At 62.8% G+C, this 17,729-nt stretch carries 18 protein-coding genes; 13 read left to right on the top strand and 5 right to left on the bottom strand.

All coding sequences use genetic code 11. The annotated features are described in order from the left end of the window. Positions 1 to 67: 67 nt before the first annotated feature. Entirely contained in the window at positions 68 to 718 is a 651-nt protein-coding gene (locus AB6N07_RS10450; protein WP_370677740.1) for an FABP family protein, read from the bottom strand. A 268-nt stretch (positions 719 to 986) separates the two neighbouring features. On the opposite strand from AB6N07_RS10450, the gene AB6N07_RS10445 reads away from it, so the two are divergent. Together AB6N07_RS10445 and AB6N07_RS10440 are read left to right on the top strand one after the other, a co-directional pair. Next, positions 987 to 2,642, top strand: coding sequence for an FAD-dependent oxidoreductase (locus tag AB6N07_RS10445; RefSeq protein ID WP_370677739.1), 1,656 nt, complete (start codon positions 987 to 989; stop codon positions 2,640 to 2,642). Further along, positions 2,639 to 2,941 carry a UBP-type zinc finger domain-containing protein gene (locus AB6N07_RS10440; RefSeq protein WP_370677738.1) on the top strand — a complete coding sequence of 101 codons (303 nt, stop codon included), beginning with the start codon at positions 2,639 to 2,641 and terminating at the stop codon, positions 2,939 to 2,941. Before AB6N07_RS10445 ends, AB6N07_RS10440 begins: the two co-directional genes overlap by 4 nt. Before the next feature lie 27 nt (positions 2,942 to 2,968). Here the strand turns inward: AB6N07_RS10440 and AB6N07_RS10435 are convergent, their stop codons facing one another. Beyond that, positions 2,969 to 3,121 (bottom strand): hypothetical protein, encoded by a 153-nt coding sequence (locus AB6N07_RS10435; RefSeq protein ID WP_370677737.1) that lies wholly within the window; start codon positions 3,119 to 3,121, stop codon positions 2,969 to 2,971. Positions 3,122 to 3,356: 235 nt separating this feature from the next. Between AB6N07_RS10435 and AB6N07_RS10430 the strand changes: the two genes are divergently transcribed. The 3 genes from AB6N07_RS10430 to AB6N07_RS10420 all read left to right on the top strand — a co-directional run bounded on the left by AB6N07_RS10430 (position 3,357) and on the right by AB6N07_RS10420 (position 5,610). After that, positions 3,357 to 3,719, top strand: a complete 363-nt coding sequence (locus tag AB6N07_RS10430; protein ID WP_370677736.1) for a hypothetical protein — start codon at positions 3,357 to 3,359, stop codon at positions 3,717 to 3,719. Between the two features lie 550 nt (positions 3,720 to 4,269). Beyond that, the gene (locus tag AB6N07_RS10425; RefSeq protein WP_370677735.1) at positions 4,270 to 4,635 is read left to right on the top strand and encodes a hypothetical protein; all 366 of its coding nucleotides are present in this window, start codon (positions 4,270 to 4,272) and stop codon (positions 4,633 to 4,635) included. Positions 4,636 to 5,244: 609 nt separating this feature from the next. Then, positions 5,245 to 5,610: a hypothetical protein gene (locus tag AB6N07_RS10420; protein ID WP_370677734.1), complete on the top strand. Its 366-nt coding sequence runs from the start codon at positions 5,245 to 5,247 to the stop codon at positions 5,608 to 5,610. 118 nt (positions 5,611 to 5,728) lie between these two features. Here the strand turns inward: AB6N07_RS10420 and AB6N07_RS10415 are convergent, their stop codons facing one another. Beyond that, a complete protein-coding gene (locus tag AB6N07_RS10415) occupies positions 5,729 to 6,310 on the bottom strand; it encodes an outer membrane protein (RefSeq protein ID WP_370677733.1) in 582 nt (193 codons plus the stop codon). A gap of 630 nt (positions 6,311 to 6,940) precedes the next feature. Here AB6N07_RS10415 and AB6N07_RS10410 point away from each other — a divergent pair. From AB6N07_RS10410 to AB6N07_RS10395, 4 genes are all read left to right on the top strand, one after another. Beyond that, positions 6,941 to 7,306, top strand: coding sequence for a hypothetical protein (locus AB6N07_RS10410; RefSeq protein WP_370677732.1), 366 nt, complete (start codon positions 6,941 to 6,943; stop codon positions 7,304 to 7,306). Between the two features lie 27 nt (positions 7,307 to 7,333). Further along, complete coding sequence (locus AB6N07_RS10405; protein ID WP_370677731.1) at positions 7,334 to 7,513, top strand: hypothetical protein; 180 nt, start codon at positions 7,334 to 7,336, stop codon at positions 7,511 to 7,513. Positions 7,514 to 7,785: 272 nt separating this feature from the next. After that, positions 7,786 to 8,154 carry a hypothetical protein gene (locus AB6N07_RS10400; RefSeq protein ID WP_370677730.1) on the top strand — a complete coding sequence of 123 codons (369 nt, stop codon included), beginning with the start codon at positions 7,786 to 7,788 and terminating at the stop codon, positions 8,152 to 8,154. Positions 8,155 to 8,670: 516 nt separating this feature from the next. Beyond that, positions 8,671 to 9,036, top strand: a complete 366-nt coding sequence (locus tag AB6N07_RS10395) for a hypothetical protein (RefSeq protein ID WP_370677729.1) — start codon at positions 8,671 to 8,673, stop codon at positions 9,034 to 9,036. Between the two features lie 133 nt (positions 9,037 to 9,169). Here AB6N07_RS10395 and AB6N07_RS10390 read toward each other — a convergent pair whose 3' ends face one another. Beyond that, entirely contained in the window at positions 9,170 to 9,628 is a 459-nt protein-coding gene (locus tag AB6N07_RS10390; protein ID WP_370677728.1) for a MarR family winged helix-turn-helix transcriptional regulator, read from the bottom strand. 277 nt (positions 9,629 to 9,905) lie between these two features. Here AB6N07_RS10390 and AB6N07_RS10385 point away from each other — a divergent pair, with 277 nt between their 5' ends. Then, entirely contained in the window at positions 9,906 to 10,727 is an 822-nt protein-coding gene (locus AB6N07_RS10385) for an alpha/beta fold hydrolase (protein WP_370677727.1), read from the top strand. A gap of 244 nt (positions 10,728 to 10,971) precedes the next feature. After that, positions 10,972 to 12,831 (top strand): PAS domain-containing protein, encoded by a 1,860-nt coding sequence (locus AB6N07_RS10380; protein WP_370677726.1) that lies wholly within the window; start codon positions 10,972 to 10,974, stop codon positions 12,829 to 12,831. Positions 12,832 to 12,892: 61 nt separating this feature from the next. Here AB6N07_RS10380 and fliD read toward each other — a convergent pair whose 3' ends face one another. Beyond that, positions 12,893 to 14,575, bottom strand: coding sequence for a flagellar filament capping protein FliD (fliD, locus tag AB6N07_RS10375; protein WP_370677725.1), 1,683 nt, complete (start codon positions 14,573 to 14,575; stop codon positions 12,893 to 12,895). Positions 14,576 to 15,348: 773 nt separating this feature from the next. Between fliD and AB6N07_RS10370 the strand changes: the two genes are divergently transcribed. Both AB6N07_RS10370 and dsbD read left to right on the top strand, forming a co-directional pair. After that, complete coding sequence (locus tag AB6N07_RS10370) at positions 15,349 to 15,723, top strand: hypothetical protein (protein ID WP_370677724.1); 375 nt, start codon at positions 15,349 to 15,351, stop codon at positions 15,721 to 15,723. Positions 15,724 to 15,930: 207 nt separating this feature from the next. After that, a complete protein-coding gene (dsbD, locus tag AB6N07_RS10365; RefSeq protein WP_370677723.1) occupies positions 15,931 to 17,712 on the top strand; it encodes a protein-disulfide reductase DsbD in 1,782 nt (593 codons plus the stop codon). Positions 17,713 to 17,729: the final 17 nt, after the last annotated feature.

The raw sequence follows: 17,729 nt of genomic DNA, 5'->3' as shown, positions 1-17,729 counted from the left end.
GCGAGCCACCACCAGAAAGGCCGCCCCCAACCGGGCGGCCTTTTGCCATGGCAAGCACCGGCTATTATCAGCCGTTCCGCTTCGCCAAGATGGCCGCCAAGGGGTTAGGCCGCGCCTCACCCACCCGATGCAGCGTGTTTTTATCCTGATGGGCGAACGGGCTGTCGCGTCCCTCCACCATCAGCTCGGTATCCGTGAGGTAGCTCCATGAGCCGTCGGCGTGGAAGCTGATGGTGATGCGGTAGCTGTCGGTGCGGAAGGCCTCATTGAGAAACGCCGTCGAGCAGATGCCGTTTTCGGTTTCGCCACGCTTGGATGAGACCACGATCTCGTCCGCGTCCGGCGCCGCCTGGCCCGATGCCAGCGCAACCTGACCACGTGGAATGGCGACCGTCTGGAGCACCATCCCGGTCGCCGGTTCCCACAGCCAGTAGCCGACCTGATCGTGGAAGGTGATATCCTCTTCCTCGGTGGTGATGTGAATATGGTAGCGCAGGCCGTAGAGAAGCTGCGGGCCATTGGCCTGTGGATCGATGGCCTGAAAATCGATGGTCTCGATGAACGCGCGCTGTTCCGGCCCGTCGGCTTTCGGGTTGACGTCCACCCCCTTGCGCGCGCGCCAACGGCCGGCAAGCCGACGCAAGGGCCCAAGATTGGCGAGGGTGTCGGGATCGACGTCGCTCGGCTCGGTGAAGATGTCACGGGCTGCTGGTATCACGGCCTACGCTCCCTTGGTTGAAACGACCTCACAAGCGCCCGCGCCTTGCCCGCCCCGAAACCGGGGAGCTTCACACCCATACCGTGTGGAGCCAAGACCGACGCGCGCTTGACCATTGGATAAGGTGACCCTCATACTAAGGTTATCCTGGCATCAGGGCGACCGACACCTCGCGTATGGTAGGCAGCCGATCACGGCGCGCAAGATCAACCGACAGGCACCCCTGCCTCGCCACCCAGGCGACCGGCTCGGCGGACAGGAGGATCAGATGAGCATCATCGAGACCCGTGCGAGCCAGATGTTCCCGGTGCTGACCGCCTCGCAAATGGATGCGGCGCGCCGGTTCGCCAGCGGCCCGGCGACGCGCTTCGATCCCAACGCAATGATCTACGAGATCGGCGGCCACGGCGCGCCAGCATGGCTCGTGCTCGCCGGCACGATCGACGTCGTCCGTCGCGATGGGCTCAGCGCGGAGGCGCCGATCACCACGCACGGCGTAGGCCAGTTCTCCGGCGAAGTGAACCAGCTCGCCGGTCGCCCCTCGATCGCCGCCGGTCGGGCCGGCCCGGATGGCTGCCTCGCCTTGCCCTTCGACGCCGCCCACCTCAGGGCGCTGATGATCGGTTCGGCCGATCTGGGCGAGATCATCATGCGCGCCCTCATCCTGCGCCGGGTCAGCCTGATCGAAGAAGGCGGTGCCGGCACCATCCTGATCGGCCGGCCGAACAGCCCCGACGTCGTGCGGCTGCAGAACTTCCTCAACCGAAGCGGACTACCGAACCTCGTGCTCGACGCCAGCTCGGATGAAGAAGGCCGCGAACTTATCGAACGGACCGGCGTTTCGGCCGAGGACCTGCCGCTGGTCGTCTGCCCCAGCGGCCCCGTGCTGCGCTGCCCCACCGACGAGGAGCTCGCGGCCTGCCTCGGCGTCGTCCCGGACATCGACCCCGACAAGCTATTCGATCTCGCCGTGGTCGGCGCCGGACCGGCCGGTCTGGCAACCGCCGTCTACGCCGCCTCCGAAGGCTTGTCGGTGATCGTCCTCGATGCCCGCGCGATGGGCGGACAGGCCGGGGCATCCGCCCGGATCGAGAACTATCTGGGCTTTCCCACCGGCATTTCCGGCCAGGCGCTGGCCGGGCGGGCGTTCAACCAGGCGCTGAAGTTCGGCGCGGAGATCGCGATCCCCCTGGAAGTCGAGCGGATGGCATGCGACGGGCCGCATCCCGTGCTGATATGCGCCGGTGATCGCCAGGTGACGGCGCGCTTCGTGGTGATCGCGTCGGGCGCGCGCTACCGGCGGCCCAATGTGCCGAACCTCAAAGAGCTCGAGGGGGCGGGCGTTTCCTACTGGGTGTCGGCGATCGAGGCCCGCTTGTGCGCCGGCGAGGAGGTCGCCCTGATTGGCGGCGGCAATTCCGCCGGGCAAGCGATCGTGTTCCTGGCGCCGCAGGTAAAGAAGCTGCATCTGATGGTCCGCCGCGACCTCAAAGAGACGATGTCGCAGTATCTGATCGACCGCATCGCCGCCCTCCCGAACGTCGAGATTCATGTCGGAGAGGAGCTCGTCGCCCTGGAAGGTGATCGAACGAACGGTCTTGCGGCGGCAACCTTTAAGGACAAGCGTGACGGTGGCCATCGTCGCCTGGCGGTGCGGCACCTGTTCCTGTTCGTCGGCGCCGATCCCAATTCCGACTGGGCGCGCGATTGCGTTCAAACCGATACACGTGGCTTTGTGGTCACGGGCGATGGTTCGCTTCCCTTCGAGACCACCATACCCGGTGTGTTCGCGATCGGCGACGTCCGCGCCGGCTCCACCAAGCGCGTGGCGGCGGCCGTGGGAGAAGGCGCCGCCGTCGTCTCGCAGATCCATGCCACGATCGCCGCGCGAGCCATGGGACAGCCCGTGAAGGAGACTGCATGATGGCCTGCGCTCACACCAGCACGATCCGCAAGGTGACGCCCAGCACCCGTGGATGCGAGGAGTGCCTGAAGATCGGCAGTCAATGGCTGCACCTCCGGATTTGCCGCCAGTGCGGGCACGTCGGCTGCTGCGACCAATCCCCGCACCGCCACGCCCGCGCCCATTTCCGCCAAACGGCCCACCCGATCATTGAAGGCTACGATCCGCCGGAGGGCTGGGGATGGTGCTATGTGGATGACGTCGAGGTCGAGCTGGAGGACCAGACGCCCCACGACGGACCGATTCCGCGCTTCTATTGAGCCAGGGCAAGCGCGCCGATCGGCCTTTCAAAGGCGGCTAACGCGCTTTTTCCAGCGTTGATCGAGAAATTTCGGGAAAATTGAGCCAGGGGCACCGCGCATTTCGTGATCGCGGGCAAGGCTCCGTTCACGCGCGTCGCAGCCTTGCGTGAGCAATTTTGCGCCGGTTTCCGGCGGCATACCGGGATTTTCCTTAGCCTCCTCGCGACCGTTCAACTCGCCGCACACGATTTCGCGATCCGCCGTTCAACTTCCGCACTCGCACTCGTCAGCGAGGGCCGGTTTCGCCGTGATCGAGCAAGGGGCAAATAAAGGTCATCGGCAGCGAACAAGAACTCCTCCTCTTCACCGCTGCCCCCCGACAAAGACCACCCCGACAGAAACCGACATCCCAATTCAAGACCGGAGTTACATCATGAACAAGTTCCTCACCGCCGCCGCTTTCGCCCTTGCCCTGGTTCCCGCCGTTGCCAGCGCTGCCACTTCGTTCGATCCGGGTGCTGACAACGCTTCCCCGACGTTCGTCACCGCACCGGCCCAGGTCAATCCGGCCAATGCCGCCGCCGCGGCCGCCGATGCTCAGCGTTATGCCACCGTCGCTGACAGCGCAGTGGTCGGTACCCACGGCGTTTCGCCGAGCACCGTCACTGAATATGATCCGGGCCTGGCCAGCGGCACCGATCTGGTGACCACGACCATCCTGCCGGGTGCCAGCGCGCCGATCGCTCAGCCGCACTACATCCCCTATGCCGCCAACAGCGATGTGATCGGCAACTGATCGCCAGACCAAGCTCAACTGGTCAGCGAAAGCTGACGTTTGTCGGGAAGGCCGCTCCACCGGGAGCGGCCTTTTCCGTTATTGCGGCCTGCATGATCGACGGCCAAAGCAACGATGACGAAGCACTTATAGCCGCGCGCGCTCGAAGACAGAGCTGAAGGCATTGCCCGGCGCAAACGCCTCCCCTTCGGCGTATTTTCAAAGCCGACTAACGCGCATTCTCCGGCATTCGTCGGGAAAATCTCACCCCGAGGCGACGGCCTTTCGTGATCGCCCCTGGGGTTCAGAACCGACAATCCGTGATCGCTCGCCGAACAGTTTCCCGGAGCAGGCCGGGGTTTTTTCGGCGGGTGCAAAAACCGTTCAACTCTCCGAACACGGATTTGCGATCCACCGTTCAACTTTCGCCCTCGCACTCGTCAGCGAGGGCCGGTTTCGCCGTGATCGAGCAAGGGGCACATAAGGGTCATCGGCAGCGAACAAGACCTCCTCCCCGCTGCCCCCCGACAGAAACCGACAACACAACAAGATTGAAGACCGGAGTTACATCATGAACAAGTTCCTCACCGCCGCCGCTTTCGCGCTCGTCCTCGTTCCCGCCGTTGCCAACGCTGCCTCCACCAGCTTTGACCCGGGTGCCGACAACGCTTCCCCGACGTTCGTCACCGCGCCTGCCCAGGTCAATTCGGCCAACGCCGCCGCTGCCGCCGCCGATGCCCAGCGTTACGCCACCGTCGCTGACAGCGCTGTTGTCGGTACCCACGGCGTCTCGCCGAGTACCGTCATCGAATACGATCCGGGCCTGGCCAGCGGCACCGACTTCGTGACCAAGACCATTCTGCCGGGTGCCAGCACCGCGAGTGCCCAGCAGCACTACATCCCCTATGCCGCCAACAGCGATGTGATCGGCAACTGATCGTCAGCCCAAGCTCAACCGGTCAGCGCAAGCTGACGTTTGTCGGGAAGGTCGCCCTGTCGGGGGCGGCCTTTTCCGTTATTGGCGGTCTGCGCGGTCAGATGGCAGCCGCTAAAAGCCTGCCTCGAAACTCGCTGGGGTGAGGCAGATAGCGATGAATTCGAGAACCGGAGCGGAGCGAACTTTGAGCAACTCCAGCAAAAGTGCCCGGCGGTTTTGCGTCCGGAGTTGCGCCGCGCAGCGCCAAAGCGTGCCTTCAAAGCCGGCTAACGCGCATTTTCCAGCATTCGTCGAGAAAATTTAGCACCTGCCAGCGGCCTTTCGTGATCGCTCCTGGGGTTCAGAGCCGATAATCCGTGACCGCGCGCCGGACAGTTTCCCGGAGCATACCGGGCTTTTTCCGGCAGGCGCCAAAACCGTTCAACTCCCCGAACACGGAGTTGCGATCCACCGTTCAACTTTCCCCCTCGCACTCGTCAGCGAGGGCCGGTTTCACCGTGATCGATCAAGGGGCAAATAAGGGTCATCGGCAGCGAACAAGACCTCCTCCTCACCGCTGCCCCCCCGACAAAGACCACCCCAATAAGATTGAAGACCGGAGTTATCACCATGAACAAGTTCCTGATCGCCGCCGCTTTCTCCCTCGTCCTGGCCCCCGTCCTCGCCAATGCCGCCGCTTCCTTCGATCCGGGCGCCGATAACGCTTCCCCGACGTTCGTCACCGTCCCAGCCCAGGTCAATCCGGCCAATGCCGCCGCGGCCGCCGCCGATGCCCAGCGTTACGCCACCGTTGCCAGCAATGTGGTGATCGGCACCCACGGCGTCTCCCCGCAGGGCGTCGTCGAATATGATCCGGGCGCGGCCTCGGGCGACTCGTCCTTCGTGGCCAAGCTGGTCCTTCCCGGCGCCGCCGCTCCGAGTGCCCAGCAGCACTACATCCCCTATGCCGACAACAGCGATGTGATCGGCAACTGATCGTCAGCTCAAGCTCAACCGGTCGGCGAAAGCTGACGTTTGTCGGGAAGGCCGCCCTGTCGGGGGCGGCCTTTTCCGTTATTGGTGGCCTGTCGGAAGCTTGCCCGGTCAATCTGCTTTAGAATTTATAGGCGACGCCCAACGACACCTTGTTCTGGTCGGCCTTGAATTCACCGATACTGCCGCCGAAGTCGACGCTGCCGAAATCGGAATAGCGATATTCGGCGCGGGCCAGGATGTTGTCCGTGATGGCATACTCGGCGCCGACGCCGGCCGTCCAGCCAACAAGAATATCCTCTTTCTTGGTGCGCCCCAGATCGACGCTTCCCGAGGCGGCAGCCAATCCGGCCGTTCCGTAGAACAGGACGCGATCCCAGGCATAGCCGACACGCCCGCGCACCGAACCATCCCAATCCAGCCCGACGGTCTCGCCATCGCTCCAATTATAGTTGACGTCGTTCTCCACACCGACAACGACACCCGAGTAGACAAAGTTGTAGCCGCCAAACATCCCGAAGGAACCGCTTTTCAGGTCCTCGCTATCTGTCAAGCCGATCTGATTGATTACATAGCCTGCCTGGGCACCGACATAGAGGCCGGACCAGTCGAAGGCGGTCGAAGGCAGGCTCGCCGGGTATTCCGGAGCATCAGGTGTGGGCAAGTCCGCCGCGGCAACGGGCGAAATCATAGCGAAATTCATGATTGAAAGTACCAGTACTCGGATGCGCATTGTCGGCCTCTATTGTTTTGTTGATGAGGTAACCTCAGTCACCTTGTCGGCTAGAGACCCAATCGTGTCAGATGGCGTCGTTGCGTTTCGTTCTTTGTTATGAAGTTATGTTGCGGCCGGTGCGCGCCGCCGGTTGAAAGCCCCGCTCCACAGCCGCCGACCCGACCGCATGGTCGGGTGAGAGCACTCCCGCAGAGGCAAAACCCGCTCAGGGCGCCCTTCAAAGGGCGGCTAACACGCTTTTTGCCGCGTTTATCGGAAAAAGTCGGCCTGCACGCGACGGCGTTTCGTGATCATACGTCCGATCACGGCCATCCGCCCGTGACCGCTCGTCGGACGGTTCCCCGCAGCATACCGGGATTTTCCCGACCCCCAGCAAGACCGTTCAACACGCCGCGCACGATTTCGCGATCCACCGTTCACCTTCCTCACTCGCACTCGTCAGCGGGGGCCGGTTTCGCCGTGATCGATCAAGGGGCACATTGAGGTCATCGGCAGCGAACAAGACCTCCTCCTCCTCACCGCTGCCCCCCGACAAATTCCACCCCGACAAAAACCACCCCCAATTCAAGACCCCCAATTCAAGACCGGAGTTACATCATGAACAAGTTCCTCGCCGTCGCCGCTTTCGCCGTTGCCCTGGTTCCCGCTTTCGCCAACGCCGCGTCCACCTTCGACCCGTCGGTCGACAGCGGCTCCTCGCCGTTCATCGCCCAGCCCACCAACGTCAATCCGGCCAATGCCGCCGCCGCTGCCGCCGATGCCCAGCGTTACGCCACCGTCGCTGACGGCGCGGTGATCGGAACCCACGGCGTCTCGCCGCTGACGGTCGTCGAGTATGATCCGGGTTCGGCCGATGGCCAGTCGGCCTTCGTGACCAAGGTGATCCTGTCCGGCGCCAGCGCGCAGGCCGCTCAGCAGTCGTTCGTCCCCTACGCTGCCAACAGCGAAGTGATCGGCAACTGATACGCCACGTTCATCGATCGTCGCGATATGACGATCATCGAAAAGGCCGCCCCCAACCGGGCGGCTTTTTTGTTGCCGGGCCCGTTACCGGCAAAGGTCGTCAATCACTTGCCGCGCCAAATGAATGCCGGCCATCCAAAGGCGGCTAACGCGCATTTTCCAGGCTTTATCGGAAAAATTCGGCCTGCACGCGACGACGTTTCGTGATCGCGCGTCCGATCAAGGCCGTGCGGCCGTGACCGCTCGCCGAACGGTTTCCCACAGCATACCGGGGTTTTCCCTAGGCCTCGCCGCGACAACTCAACGACCGCACACGATTTCGCGATCCGCCGTTCAACTTCCGCGCTCGCACTCGTCAGCGAGGGCCGGTTTCGCCGTGATCGATCAAGGGGCACATTACGGTCATCGGCAGCGAACAACACCTCACCGCTGCCTCCCGACAAAAACCGACAACACAAATTGAAGACCGGAGTTACATCATGAACAAGTTCCTCACCGCCGCCGCTTTCGCCCTCGCCCTCGTTCCCGCCGTCGCCAATGCCGCTTCGACCAGCTTCGATCCGGGCGCCAACAACGCCTCCCCGACCTTCGTCACCGCTCCCGCTGAAGTCAATCCGGCCAATGCCGCCGCCGCTGCCGCCGATGCCCAGCGTTATGCCACCGTCGCCGACAGCGCAGTAGTCGGTACCCACGGCGTCTCGCCGCTGACGGTCGTCGAATATGATCCGGGTTCCGCCGATGGCCAGTCGGCCTTCGTGACCAAGGTGGTCCTGTCCGGCGCCTCGGCGTCAACAGCTCATCAGTCGTTCGTCCCCTACGCTGCCAACAGCGAAGTGATCGGCAACTGATCCTCAGATAGACCCATCGATCGCCAAGAGATGACGATCATCGGAAAGGCCGCCCCCAACCCGGGCGGCTTTTTTGTTGCCCGGGCCGTTGCTGACAAAGGGCGTCAATTGCCTGTCGCGCCAAATGAATGCCCGGCCAGCCCTCAAAGGCGGCTAACGCACATTTTCCGGCGTTTATCGAAAAAACTCAGCCCTGGCGCGACGGCGTTCCGTGATCGCTCGCTGGGTTTAGCCCCCTCCTCCGTGATCGCTCGACCGACGGTTTCCCCTAGCATACCGGGGTTTTCCCTAGACTCGCTGCGACAGGCCAACACGCCGCGCACGATTTCGCGATCCGCCGTTCAACTTCCTCACTCGCACTCGTCAGCGGGGGCCGGTTTCGCCGTGATCGATCAAGGGGCACATTGAGGTCATCGGCAGCGAACAAGACCTCCTCCCCGCTGCCCCCCGACAAAGACCACCCCGACAAAAACCACCCCCAATTCAAGACCCCCAATTCAAGACCGGAGTTACACCATGAACAAGTTCCTCGCCGTCGCCGCTTTCGCCGTTGCCCTGGTTCCCGCCTTTGCCAACGCCGCGTCCACCTTCGACCCGTCGGTCGACAGTGGCTCCTCGCCGTTCATCGCTCAGCCCACCAACGTCAATTCGGCCAATGCCGCCGCCGCGGCCGCCGACGCCCAGCGTTATGCCACCGTCGCTGACGGCGCGGTGATCGGCACCCACGGCGTCTCGCCTCTGACGGTCGTCGAATATGATCCGGGTTCGGCCGATGGCCAGTCGGCCTTCGTGACCAAGGTGATCCTGTCGGGCGCCAGCGCGCAGGTCGCTCAGCAGTCGTTCGTCCCCTACGCTGCCAACAGCGACGTGATCGGCAACTGATCCTCAGCCCAATTCATCGATCGCCAACAGATGACGATCATCGAAAAGGCCGCCCAACCGGGCGGCCTTTAGCTTTTGGGGCGGCGTATAACGAGGTGACTTGACGGCTTGCGTGACCGGCGTCCGTTCGACGTCAGGTCCGCTGATGAATGCCGTCGCGGAGGGCATTGAGCCGAGCCCGCATGACCAGGGTCGCCTCCGTGTCGAGGCCAATGGCCTCGCCGACGGCGCGGGAGATCGAAGCCGCCCTTGCTCTCAGGCTGTTGCCCTCGTCCGTCACCGCCAGCAGCACCTGCCGTTCGTCTTTCGGATTGCGGCACCGCGAGATCAGGCCCGCCGCTTCCAGGCGCTTGAGCAGAGGCGTCAGCGTGCTCGAATCGAGGAACAGCGCCTCGCCAAGTTCTTTCACCGTGCGCCCCTCGCGGCTCCACAGAGCCACCATCACCAGGAACTGCGGATAGGTGAGCCCGATCTCCTCGAGCATGGGCCGATAGAGCTGATTGAAGGCGAGACCGGCCGAATAGATTGAAAAGCACAGGAGATCCCCAATCTGGGGCAGATCGGCATCGACCGTGGCGATCTCGGCGGGCATCGGCATCTCTCCAGAGCCGGCCGGCTTCGCCGACCCGCTCGATCTTCGTATTTTTGGCAATTCCAGCAAAACTTGCGCCGTTTTGCATCAGGAAACGCAGGTAAACAAGAGTGCTATTCCTGACGCGAAACCGCGGCTGGTCATGGCTTCGTCACGTGCCGTCATCAATAATTCGCACGCGATCAATTCGCAAGCGATTGACAGTGCCCTTTCATTCCGGCATATAAATCGTGTGCAAATTAATAGCACACGATGCATTTAACCAAAGGGAGATATCATGAGCCATTTCACCACCGCCGATGGCACCCGCCTGTTCTACAAGGATTGGGGCGCCGGCCAGCCCATCGTCTTCTCGCATGGTTGGCCGCTGTCTTCCGACGCCTGGGACCAGCAGATGCTGTTCTTCGGCCAGCACGGTTTCCGCGTCATTGCCCATGACCGCCGCGGTCACGGCCAGTCCGACCAGACATGGACCGGCAACGACATGGACCGGTACGCCGACGACCTCGCCGAATTGATCGAGGCGCTCGATCTCAAGGACGTCGTGCTGATCGGCCACTCCACCGGCGGCGGCGAAGTCGCTCATTATATCGGTCGCCACGGCACGGACCGGGTCGCCAAGGTCGTCCTGGTCGGCGCGGTGCCGCCGTTGATGCTCAAAACCGAGGCCAACCCGAACGGCACGCCGCTCGCCGCGTTCGACGGCATCCGCGAGGGCACGGCCAAGAACCGCTCGCAGTTCTATTTCGACCTGACAATCCCCTTCTACGGCTTCAACCGCGATGGCGCGAAGGTCAACGAGGGCCTCAGGGAGAACTTCCGCCGCATCGGCCTTCAAGGCGGCATCAAGGGCCAGTTCGACTGCGTGCACGAGTTCTCGGAAGTCGACTACACCAACGACCTCAAGGCCATCGACAAGCCGACGCTGATCATCCACGGCGACGACGACCAGATCGTACCGATCAAGGCCTCGGCCGAATTGTCCGCCAAGCTGGTCGCCGGTGCCACGTTGAAGGTCTACCCCGGCGCGCCACACGGCCTCGCCGAGACGGAAGCCGACCGCTTCAACGCCGACGTCCTCGCCTTCATCCAGGGCTGATCCCGGCGCTGCCGGGCTTCAGGCGGCGAACATCGCCGATCGACACCGATAGACCGGTTCGCGCAAGCGGACCGGTATTTTCGTCTTGTCGCAATAAGTCTTCGCGACCCCGCGCCAGTTTATCACGCGCCCTTACGCCCATGAATCTCCTAGCGTCAGCGACCGGGCTAGGATAAACATTCCATATTGAAATATATAAATATTTTTGTCATTCTTAGAATGCCTCCAACTCAATGGGATCCTGATGTTCAGCAATGTGGCGGCGGAAGATCTCGATCTGAGGGATCTGTTCAATGCGTCGGCCAACGCCTATGTCATTTTTACCCGTGAGCTGGTGATCGCCGGCTGCAATGATGCTTATTTGAAGACTGTTGGCCGCCAGGACCGGGACGAGATCATCGGCCGCCCGCTGTTCGAGGCCTTCCCCGCCGATCCCGCTTCGGACGAATATCGGATTCTGACGACATCGTTCGACCGGGTGCTGTCGACAAACCAGCCCGACCACATCGCGCTAATCCCCTACAACACCTCCCGGCCCGGCGAGCCACCGGTGGTCCGGTTCTGGAGCGCCACCCATACGCCGCTCAGAAACAAGCAGGGCGAGCTCGCCTATATTCTGCAGCACACCCAGGATGTCACGGAACTTCAGACCCTGCGCCAGCGCGATGCGCGCGCCAACATGGCCGAATCCGGCCTGCTGGCGCGGGCGCAAGCCGTGCAGGCGGCAAGCGAGAAGCTGTTCGGCGAAATCGCCCTGTTTCGCGATCTGTTCGAGCAGGCCCCCGGCTTCATCGCCGCGCTGATGGGGCCGACCCACACCTTCCAACTGGCCAACGAAGCCTATCGGCGGCTGGTCGGCCGCGACAACCTGATCGGCCGGGGGATAGCCGAAGCGCTGCCGGAGATCGTCGAGCAGGGCTTCATCGACGTCCTCGATCGCGTCAGGCTGACCGGCAAACCCTATTCGGGACAGGCCGTGCCGGTGCTGCTGCAAGGCGAGGGCAAGACACAGCCCGAACTCAGGCACGTCGACTTCGTCTACCAGCCGATCCGCGATGGCGGCGGCGAGGTGACGGGCATTTTCGTGCAGGGCTACGACGTGACGGAACGCTGGCGCGCCCAGCGCGATCTCCAGCGACAAACCGACTTGCTACAGCTCGCCCAGCAAGGCGGCGGCTTCGGCACCTACGATTGGGACCTCCGGAGCAACCGGGTGCGCGGCACACAGCTGTTCCGCGAACTGTTCCAACTGCCGGATACGCCCGAGGGCGTGTCGATGGACGACGTGTTGAGCCGCATCCACCCCGATGACGCCGTTCGCATGACCGGCCTGGCCAACGGCGTCAGCCCAGATATCGAGATACCCCACGAATTCAAGCTGCTGGTAGGCGATCGGGTCACCTGGATCGGCGCGCGCGGCACCATCGTACGCGATGCCTATGGCCAGCCCGAGCGCGTTCTCGGCGCCGTGCACGACCTGACGCAGAGAAAGCAGATCGAGGAGCGGCTCGATATGGTGGCGCGCGAGAGCGCCCATCGCGTCAAGAACATCCTGACGATCATGCAGATCATCTCCGAGAACACGCTGCGTCGCGCCACATCGCTGGAAATGGCCCGCAAGAGCTTGGTCGAACGCATTTCCGCGCTCAACCAGGCGCAGATGCGCATCCTGGCCGGCCCACAGGACAGCCGCCTTCAGACGATTGTCCGCGACACCTTCACCATCACCTACCAATTGGACGATCGGATCGTCATCGAAGCGGACGGCGACGCCGAGCTGGCGCCGCGCACCGGCCTCGGCGTCGCCCTCGCCCTGCACGAGCTGATCACCAACGCCCTGAAATACGGCGCGCTATCGGTGCCCGAAGGCCGGGTGTTCATCGGTTGGGACATCACCCCCTGCCCCGATCAGGGTGGCGCGCGGGTCACGCTCGACTGGCGCGAAACCGGCGGACCGCCGGTCAAGGATGCCGGCGGCAAGGGCTTCGGCTCGATGCTGATCCGCAACAGCCTCGCCCACGATCCGGCCGGCCGCGCCGACTGGATCGCCGCCCCCGACGGCGTACGCTGCCAGTTCGTCTTCACCGCCAAGGCGATCGTCTAGAGAATTTCCTGGAAAAGCGGGAGCCGGTTTTCCGCGCGGTACTCCAGGCCGGCAGCCGGATTCAGTTCTTGGCCTGGGCATCCATCAGCGCGTTCAGGTAGGCGAGCATGGCCTGCGCCTTGATGATGTTTGCCCGGATACGGGCGTAGCGGGCCGTCATGTTCGTCTTGTAGCTGTCGGCTCTGTCGGTGATGCGCTCGATCTGATTCTGATAGTCGCCATTCTTGTCGGTCAGGTTTGACAAGACCGTGTAGATGGAGCCGGAGCTGGCGTCGGTCGCTCCCTTGGCGGCGTTGAAGATTTGCTCGGCAATGCCGGCGGTCTGCTTGACCGTGACGGTCTGGCTGGTGCTGCCGCTGAACACCAAGGTATAGCCCTCATAGGCCGTCCCCGCCGCGCCTTTGAGGCCGTGCCCCGTGCCGGTGACCGTGAACAGCCCCCGCTCTCCATCGACGGTGACGTCGCTGATCTTGCCGTCGTCGCCAACCGTGATGCCGAGGGTGAAGGTACTGGGCGCCTTGCTGCCCCGATAGAGAATGCCAAGATCGCTCGACGAACTTTCAAATTTATAGGAGAACAGCTGCTGGACGATATCGACATTCTCGTTCAGTGCTTTGTTGAGTGTCGCTTCGTCATATTCCAGATAGTTGCTGCCGTCGAAGCTGAGACCGATCGACGACATGGAAACATCGTCGAAAGAGAAGGCCAGCGCCGAGCCGAGCTGCTGGTTGATGGCGCGAATGGTACTGTCGCCAAACAAAACCGCTTTGCCGGAAGCGCCGCCACTTGAGGCCGTCTCCTGCTGCGACAGCGCCCAGGCGCGATAGGCATTGTAGGCATCGGCGAAGGCCTCCACCGCGTTTTTGACTTCGGAAAGATCCTGGTCAATCTCCAGGTTGACCGCCTGCCCCGTCCCGGTCGTCCCGACGAGATAGAGGGTCAGCCCATCGATCACGTCGTCGACTTCGTTGGACGATCGGGAAACGGTCACCCCGTCGATGGTGAAGATGGCCGGCTTGCCGGCCTGCAGCTCCTCGCTGAAGGCGCCACGATCGTCAACGATGCCGAGATCGGCGAGGACGCCGTCGCCGTCGGAAACCGATAGCGTCTGCCCGGTTTCCAACGTCGAGACGATCAGCTGATAGCTCGCATCCGATACCTTGAGCACGCTTGCCCGCACACCGCTTGCCGCGCTGGTCTGGTTGATCGTGGCGGCGATCTGGGCCAGCGACATATCTTCGTTGATGGCGATCGTGGCGGCCTCCCCGCCTTCGACGCCAATGGCAAAACTGCCCGACAGACCAAGCGCCGACGCCGATGAGCTGAAATCGCCGCTGGCGACCTTGTGGCTGGTCGCCAGCTGATTGACCGCCAGTTCATAGGTGGCCAGCGCCGCGCCCGGCTCGGCGCTCACCGTGACAACCGAACTGGGGTCTGCTCCTCCCGTGCCGGTCAGGTAGGCACTGCGGCCCAGAAAAACGTCGGCGTTGCTGGCCGTCGAATCGGTGACCGCGCGCAAGGTGGACGCAGCGCCCCGCAGCGTCCCCAGCAAATCGATCGCCTCGTTGTAGGCGGAGATCTTGAGGTCGTTGACCGAGATCTTGTCGTCGTAGCCGGAAGTGGCGGAGAGCTTGGCGGAGTAAAGGTCATCGATCAGCCCGCTCCAATCGATCGAGCTTACATCGGATGAAGCGTAACTCGATGCCGACGAAACGGAGCTGATGACGCTGGAAGAAGTCGACATTTTGTATCTGTCCTAGCTCTCGTATGCCACTGAGGTCCCGCGTCCAAACCAATCCCACCACATCGAAATATGAAAATTCAGACTTCAATCTAAAATCATACAAATCAGAAAACATAAGAAATATTAACAGCTTATATGAAATAAAATCAGAAACACGAACCAAAAATGGACACTGATTTACGCATAGTAATCTGCCAACACTCAACACGAAACGCGCAAGAGCACGCCTTACTGTGGCATTAACGTCCACAACGCTTCGCCCCAGGCGAAATAGACCGATGCCACTCGATGGCGTTATTTAGAAAACGTTAATGAGCAGAAGCCGGCAAGGCAGGAGCGGCGCGCGGAGGCTGACGAAGAGGAGTGGCCAATCTCTGAAGCAATTTCCGATATTTGCGGCGGCGCGACGCTGTCATTCTTGGCGCGTTTAATCCAAGCGCAGCCGGAACGCTCCGCGCTGCGAATTGGGAAGGCCATCCGCACATAGCCAGCACGATCGCATTCAGGGATTGAGGATCTCTGGGATTTTACGCATAATAGCGCGGTGGCTATTGCAATCGGTTCCAGGAGTGGCGGTCTGGAGCGCATCTCCTATGCAACAGACCAACCACAGGAAATGGTATGTGACGGAGTGATAGATTTCTGGACCCTACCAGAGCCAAGCTGAAGGACAGGACTACTCCCTAAGACACAGGCCCAATTCAAACATATTTGATTTTTGCGTCGTCACACCAATGCGATATGTGAAATATACTAACCACTAGGAGCATGTAATGAAGGTTCTTATTGTCGCGAATATCCTTTTTTTGAGCACCACAGGCGCCCTTTTCGCCGCGGGAACATCGAACTCAAGCGGCGGGTTCGGTTATGTGCCGATCGGCACCGGACAGTGCCAAGTATTGGCCGATGCAAAATACGAAAAGCCGGTGTTTGAAACCAGCAAACGCGCCCCGCCTAAAGTGGTCATGATCGGCACAAAGACCGACTGCCCCGGCGAATATCAGGGCTTCAAGGTCAATCGGTTGGCGTCTGGATCTGTTGATGGCTTCATATTTAAAGGGCTGCAGGATTCCGGGCGGAAAGTATTCATATACCGCAAATTTGGATCGAGCTTCACTTTCGGGTACGGTCCGGCTCCCAAGAAATAAGGCGATCTAGCCTATAGCTTCGGCTGCGATACCACCAAGATTCAAGGCCTCCGATAAGAGGCCTTGATGACAGCTCGATCACACCCAGCCTCGCCTCCATGCCGGATCACGGATGGTCCTCGCTTGCCTTACGACCGCCTCAAAGTGGGGTGGAAATGTACACTTTCCCCCACGAAACAGGTGGAAACAAGCGTGGGAGCTGGCGGTATGTTCCATTCGATCAAGGCGAGGCTCGCCCTCCTTTTCCTTCTGCCGCTGCTGTTTTCGGCCCTTGCCGCCCAGGCCGAGACGACGATGCCGCCTCCGGCGGAGAAGGTGTTCGTGCTCACCGCCAGCCGGGAAGACGACGGATCGCTCCGCCTCGCCTGGACCGTGGCGCCCAGCACCTACCTCTATCGGAACAGCCTGAAGGCGACGATCGCCGGGCGGGATGTTGCCCTCGCCACGCCAGCCGGCGAGACCAAGGATGATCCCAACTTCGGCCCGGTTGAGGTCTACCACGACGATGTCGCGCTGACGGTGGCCGGCCTGCCGCCAAGCGGCGCGCTCGACGTTACCTACCAGGGGTGCGCCGAGTCCGGCATCTGCTATCCGCCGATCCGTAGCCAGGTCGATCTCGCCGCGCTGGCGGTGACGCCGCGACCGCGCGCCTCGCTGTTGATCGAGGAACCGCCCGCGCCGGACAGCCAAGGCCAAGCCGTGGACGCGACATCGGCGGATGCCGGGGCCGAGGCGGCGCTGTCCGGCAGCCTGCTCACCATCGTGCCCGCCTTCGTCGGCTTTGGCCTGCTGCTCGCCTTCACCCCTTGCGTCTTCCCGATGATCCCCATCCTGTCAGGGCTGCTGGTCGGCGCGGCGGGGCGTCCCTCGGCATGGCGCGGTTTTCGCCTGTCGGCCGCCTATGTGGTGGCCATGGCCTCGGCCTATGGCCTTGCCGGCCTAATCGCCGGCTGGAGCGGCGCCAATCTCCAGGCCGTCCTGCAAACCCCGCTCGTGCTGAGCCTGTCGGCCGCCGTCTTCGTCGCGCTGGCGCTCGCCATGTTCGGGCTGATCGAGCTGTCGCTGCCGGCCTTCATCGCCACCCGCATCGCCAGCCTGCCGGTGCGCGGCGGCTCGATTGGCGGCGCCGCCCTGCTCGGCTTTGGCTCGGCGCTGGTGGTCGGACCCTGCGTCACGCCGCCGCTGGCCGCCGCCATGCTCTATGCGATCGACACCGGCGACGCCGCGCGCGGCGGCGTGGCGCTGTTCGCCCTCGGCCTTGGCATGGGCCTGCCGCTGTTGGCGGCCGGCACGTTCGGGGCGCGCCTCCTGCCAAAGGCCGGCCCCTGGCTGGCCGGTTTCCGGCGAATTTTCGGCTTCATGTTCCTGGCCATCGCCATCATGCTGGGCACGCGGCTCACCCCTCCCCCAGCCGGACTTGCGCTCTGGGGCGTATGGGCCGTCACCTTCGCCGCCTTCCTGGGCGCCTTCGACCGGATCGAGCGGACGAGCTCTTGGCGCCCCCGCCTCGCCAAGGCGGCCGGTCTCTCAGTGGCGCTCTATGGCGCGGTGCTGATCGTCGGCGCGGCCGGTGGCAGCAGCGATCCCTTACGCCCGCTCGCCTTCCTGGCCGGCCGGCAGGCCACCGACACCGCCGCCTTGCACCTGACGCGGCCGGGCGATTTCGATCGAGCCTTCATAGCCGAGGCCGCCGACGGCCGGCCGGTGCTCGTCGTCTTCACCGCCGACTGGTGCACCGTCTGCAAGTCCAACGAAAAGATCCTCGCCCAGCCCGAGTTCAGCGACCGCCTCGCCAAAACACCCCGCATCGCCGTCGACATCACGGCGCAAACCGCCAACGCCAAGGAACTCATGGCACGCTTCCGCGTCGTCGGTCCGCCGGCCCTGTTCCTGCTCGATGCCAACAAGCGGGAAATCCCCGGTTCGCGGCTGGTCGGCGCCATCAGCGCCTCCGATCTGGCCGCGCGGCTCACCGCCGCCGGCGCCTGACAATTCCACGAAGGGAT

This window comes from Pleomorphomonas sp. PLEO, from assembly GCF_041320595.1.
Lineage (GTDB): Bacteria > Pseudomonadota > Alphaproteobacteria > Rhizobiales > Pleomorphomonadaceae > Pleomorphomonas.
This window is presented reverse-complemented; position numbering and strand designations above follow the sequence as displayed.

Excerpts from the sequence above, each read along its gene's own strand:
- AB6N07_RS10445 (WP_370677739.1), top strand. The coding sequence starts at position 987 with ATGAGCATCATCGAGACCCGTGCGAGCCAGATGTTCCCGGTGCTGACC.
- AB6N07_RS10440 (WP_370677738.1), top strand. The coding sequence starts at position 2,639 with ATGATGGCCTGCGCTCACACCAGCACGATCCGCAAGGTGACGCCCAGC.
- AB6N07_RS10435 (WP_370677737.1), bottom strand. The coding sequence starts at position 3,121 with ATGCCGCCGGAAACCGGCGCAAAATTGCTCACGCAAGGCTGCGACGCG.
- AB6N07_RS10430 (WP_370677736.1), top strand. The coding sequence starts at position 3,357 with ATGAACAAGTTCCTCACCGCCGCCGCTTTCGCCCTTGCCCTGGTTCCC.
- AB6N07_RS10425 (WP_370677735.1), top strand. The coding sequence starts at position 4,270 with ATGAACAAGTTCCTCACCGCCGCCGCTTTCGCGCTCGTCCTCGTTCCC.
- AB6N07_RS10420 (WP_370677734.1), top strand. The coding sequence starts at position 5,245 with ATGAACAAGTTCCTGATCGCCGCCGCTTTCTCCCTCGTCCTGGCCCCC.
- AB6N07_RS10415 (WP_370677733.1), bottom strand. The coding sequence starts at position 6,310 with ATGAATTTCGCTATGATTTCGCCCGTTGCCGCGGCGGACTTGCCCACA.
- AB6N07_RS10410 (WP_370677732.1), top strand. The coding sequence starts at position 6,941 with ATGAACAAGTTCCTCGCCGTCGCCGCTTTCGCCGTTGCCCTGGTTCCC.
- AB6N07_RS10405 (WP_370677731.1), top strand. The coding sequence starts at position 7,334 with ATGACGATCATCGAAAAGGCCGCCCCCAACCGGGCGGCTTTTTTGTTG.
- AB6N07_RS10400 (WP_370677730.1), top strand. The coding sequence starts at position 7,786 with ATGAACAAGTTCCTCACCGCCGCCGCTTTCGCCCTCGCCCTCGTTCCC.
- AB6N07_RS10395 (WP_370677729.1), top strand. The coding sequence starts at position 8,671 with ATGAACAAGTTCCTCGCCGTCGCCGCTTTCGCCGTTGCCCTGGTTCCC.
- AB6N07_RS10390 (WP_370677728.1), bottom strand. The coding sequence starts at position 9,628 with ATGCCCGCCGAGATCGCCACGGTCGATGCCGATCTGCCCCAGATTGGG.
- AB6N07_RS10385 (WP_370677727.1), top strand. The coding sequence starts at position 9,906 with ATGAGCCATTTCACCACCGCCGATGGCACCCGCCTGTTCTACAAGGAT.
- AB6N07_RS10380 (WP_370677726.1), top strand. The coding sequence starts at position 10,972 with ATGTTCAGCAATGTGGCGGCGGAAGATCTCGATCTGAGGGATCTGTTC.
- fliD (WP_370677725.1), bottom strand. The coding sequence starts at position 14,575 with ATGTCGACTTCTTCCAGCGTCATCAGCTCCGTTTCGTCGGCATCGAGT.
- AB6N07_RS10370 (WP_370677724.1), top strand. The coding sequence starts at position 15,349 with ATGAAGGTTCTTATTGTCGCGAATATCCTTTTTTTGAGCACCACAGGC.
- dsbD (WP_370677723.1), top strand. The coding sequence starts at position 15,931 with ATGTTCCATTCGATCAAGGCGAGGCTCGCCCTCCTTTTCCTTCTGCCG.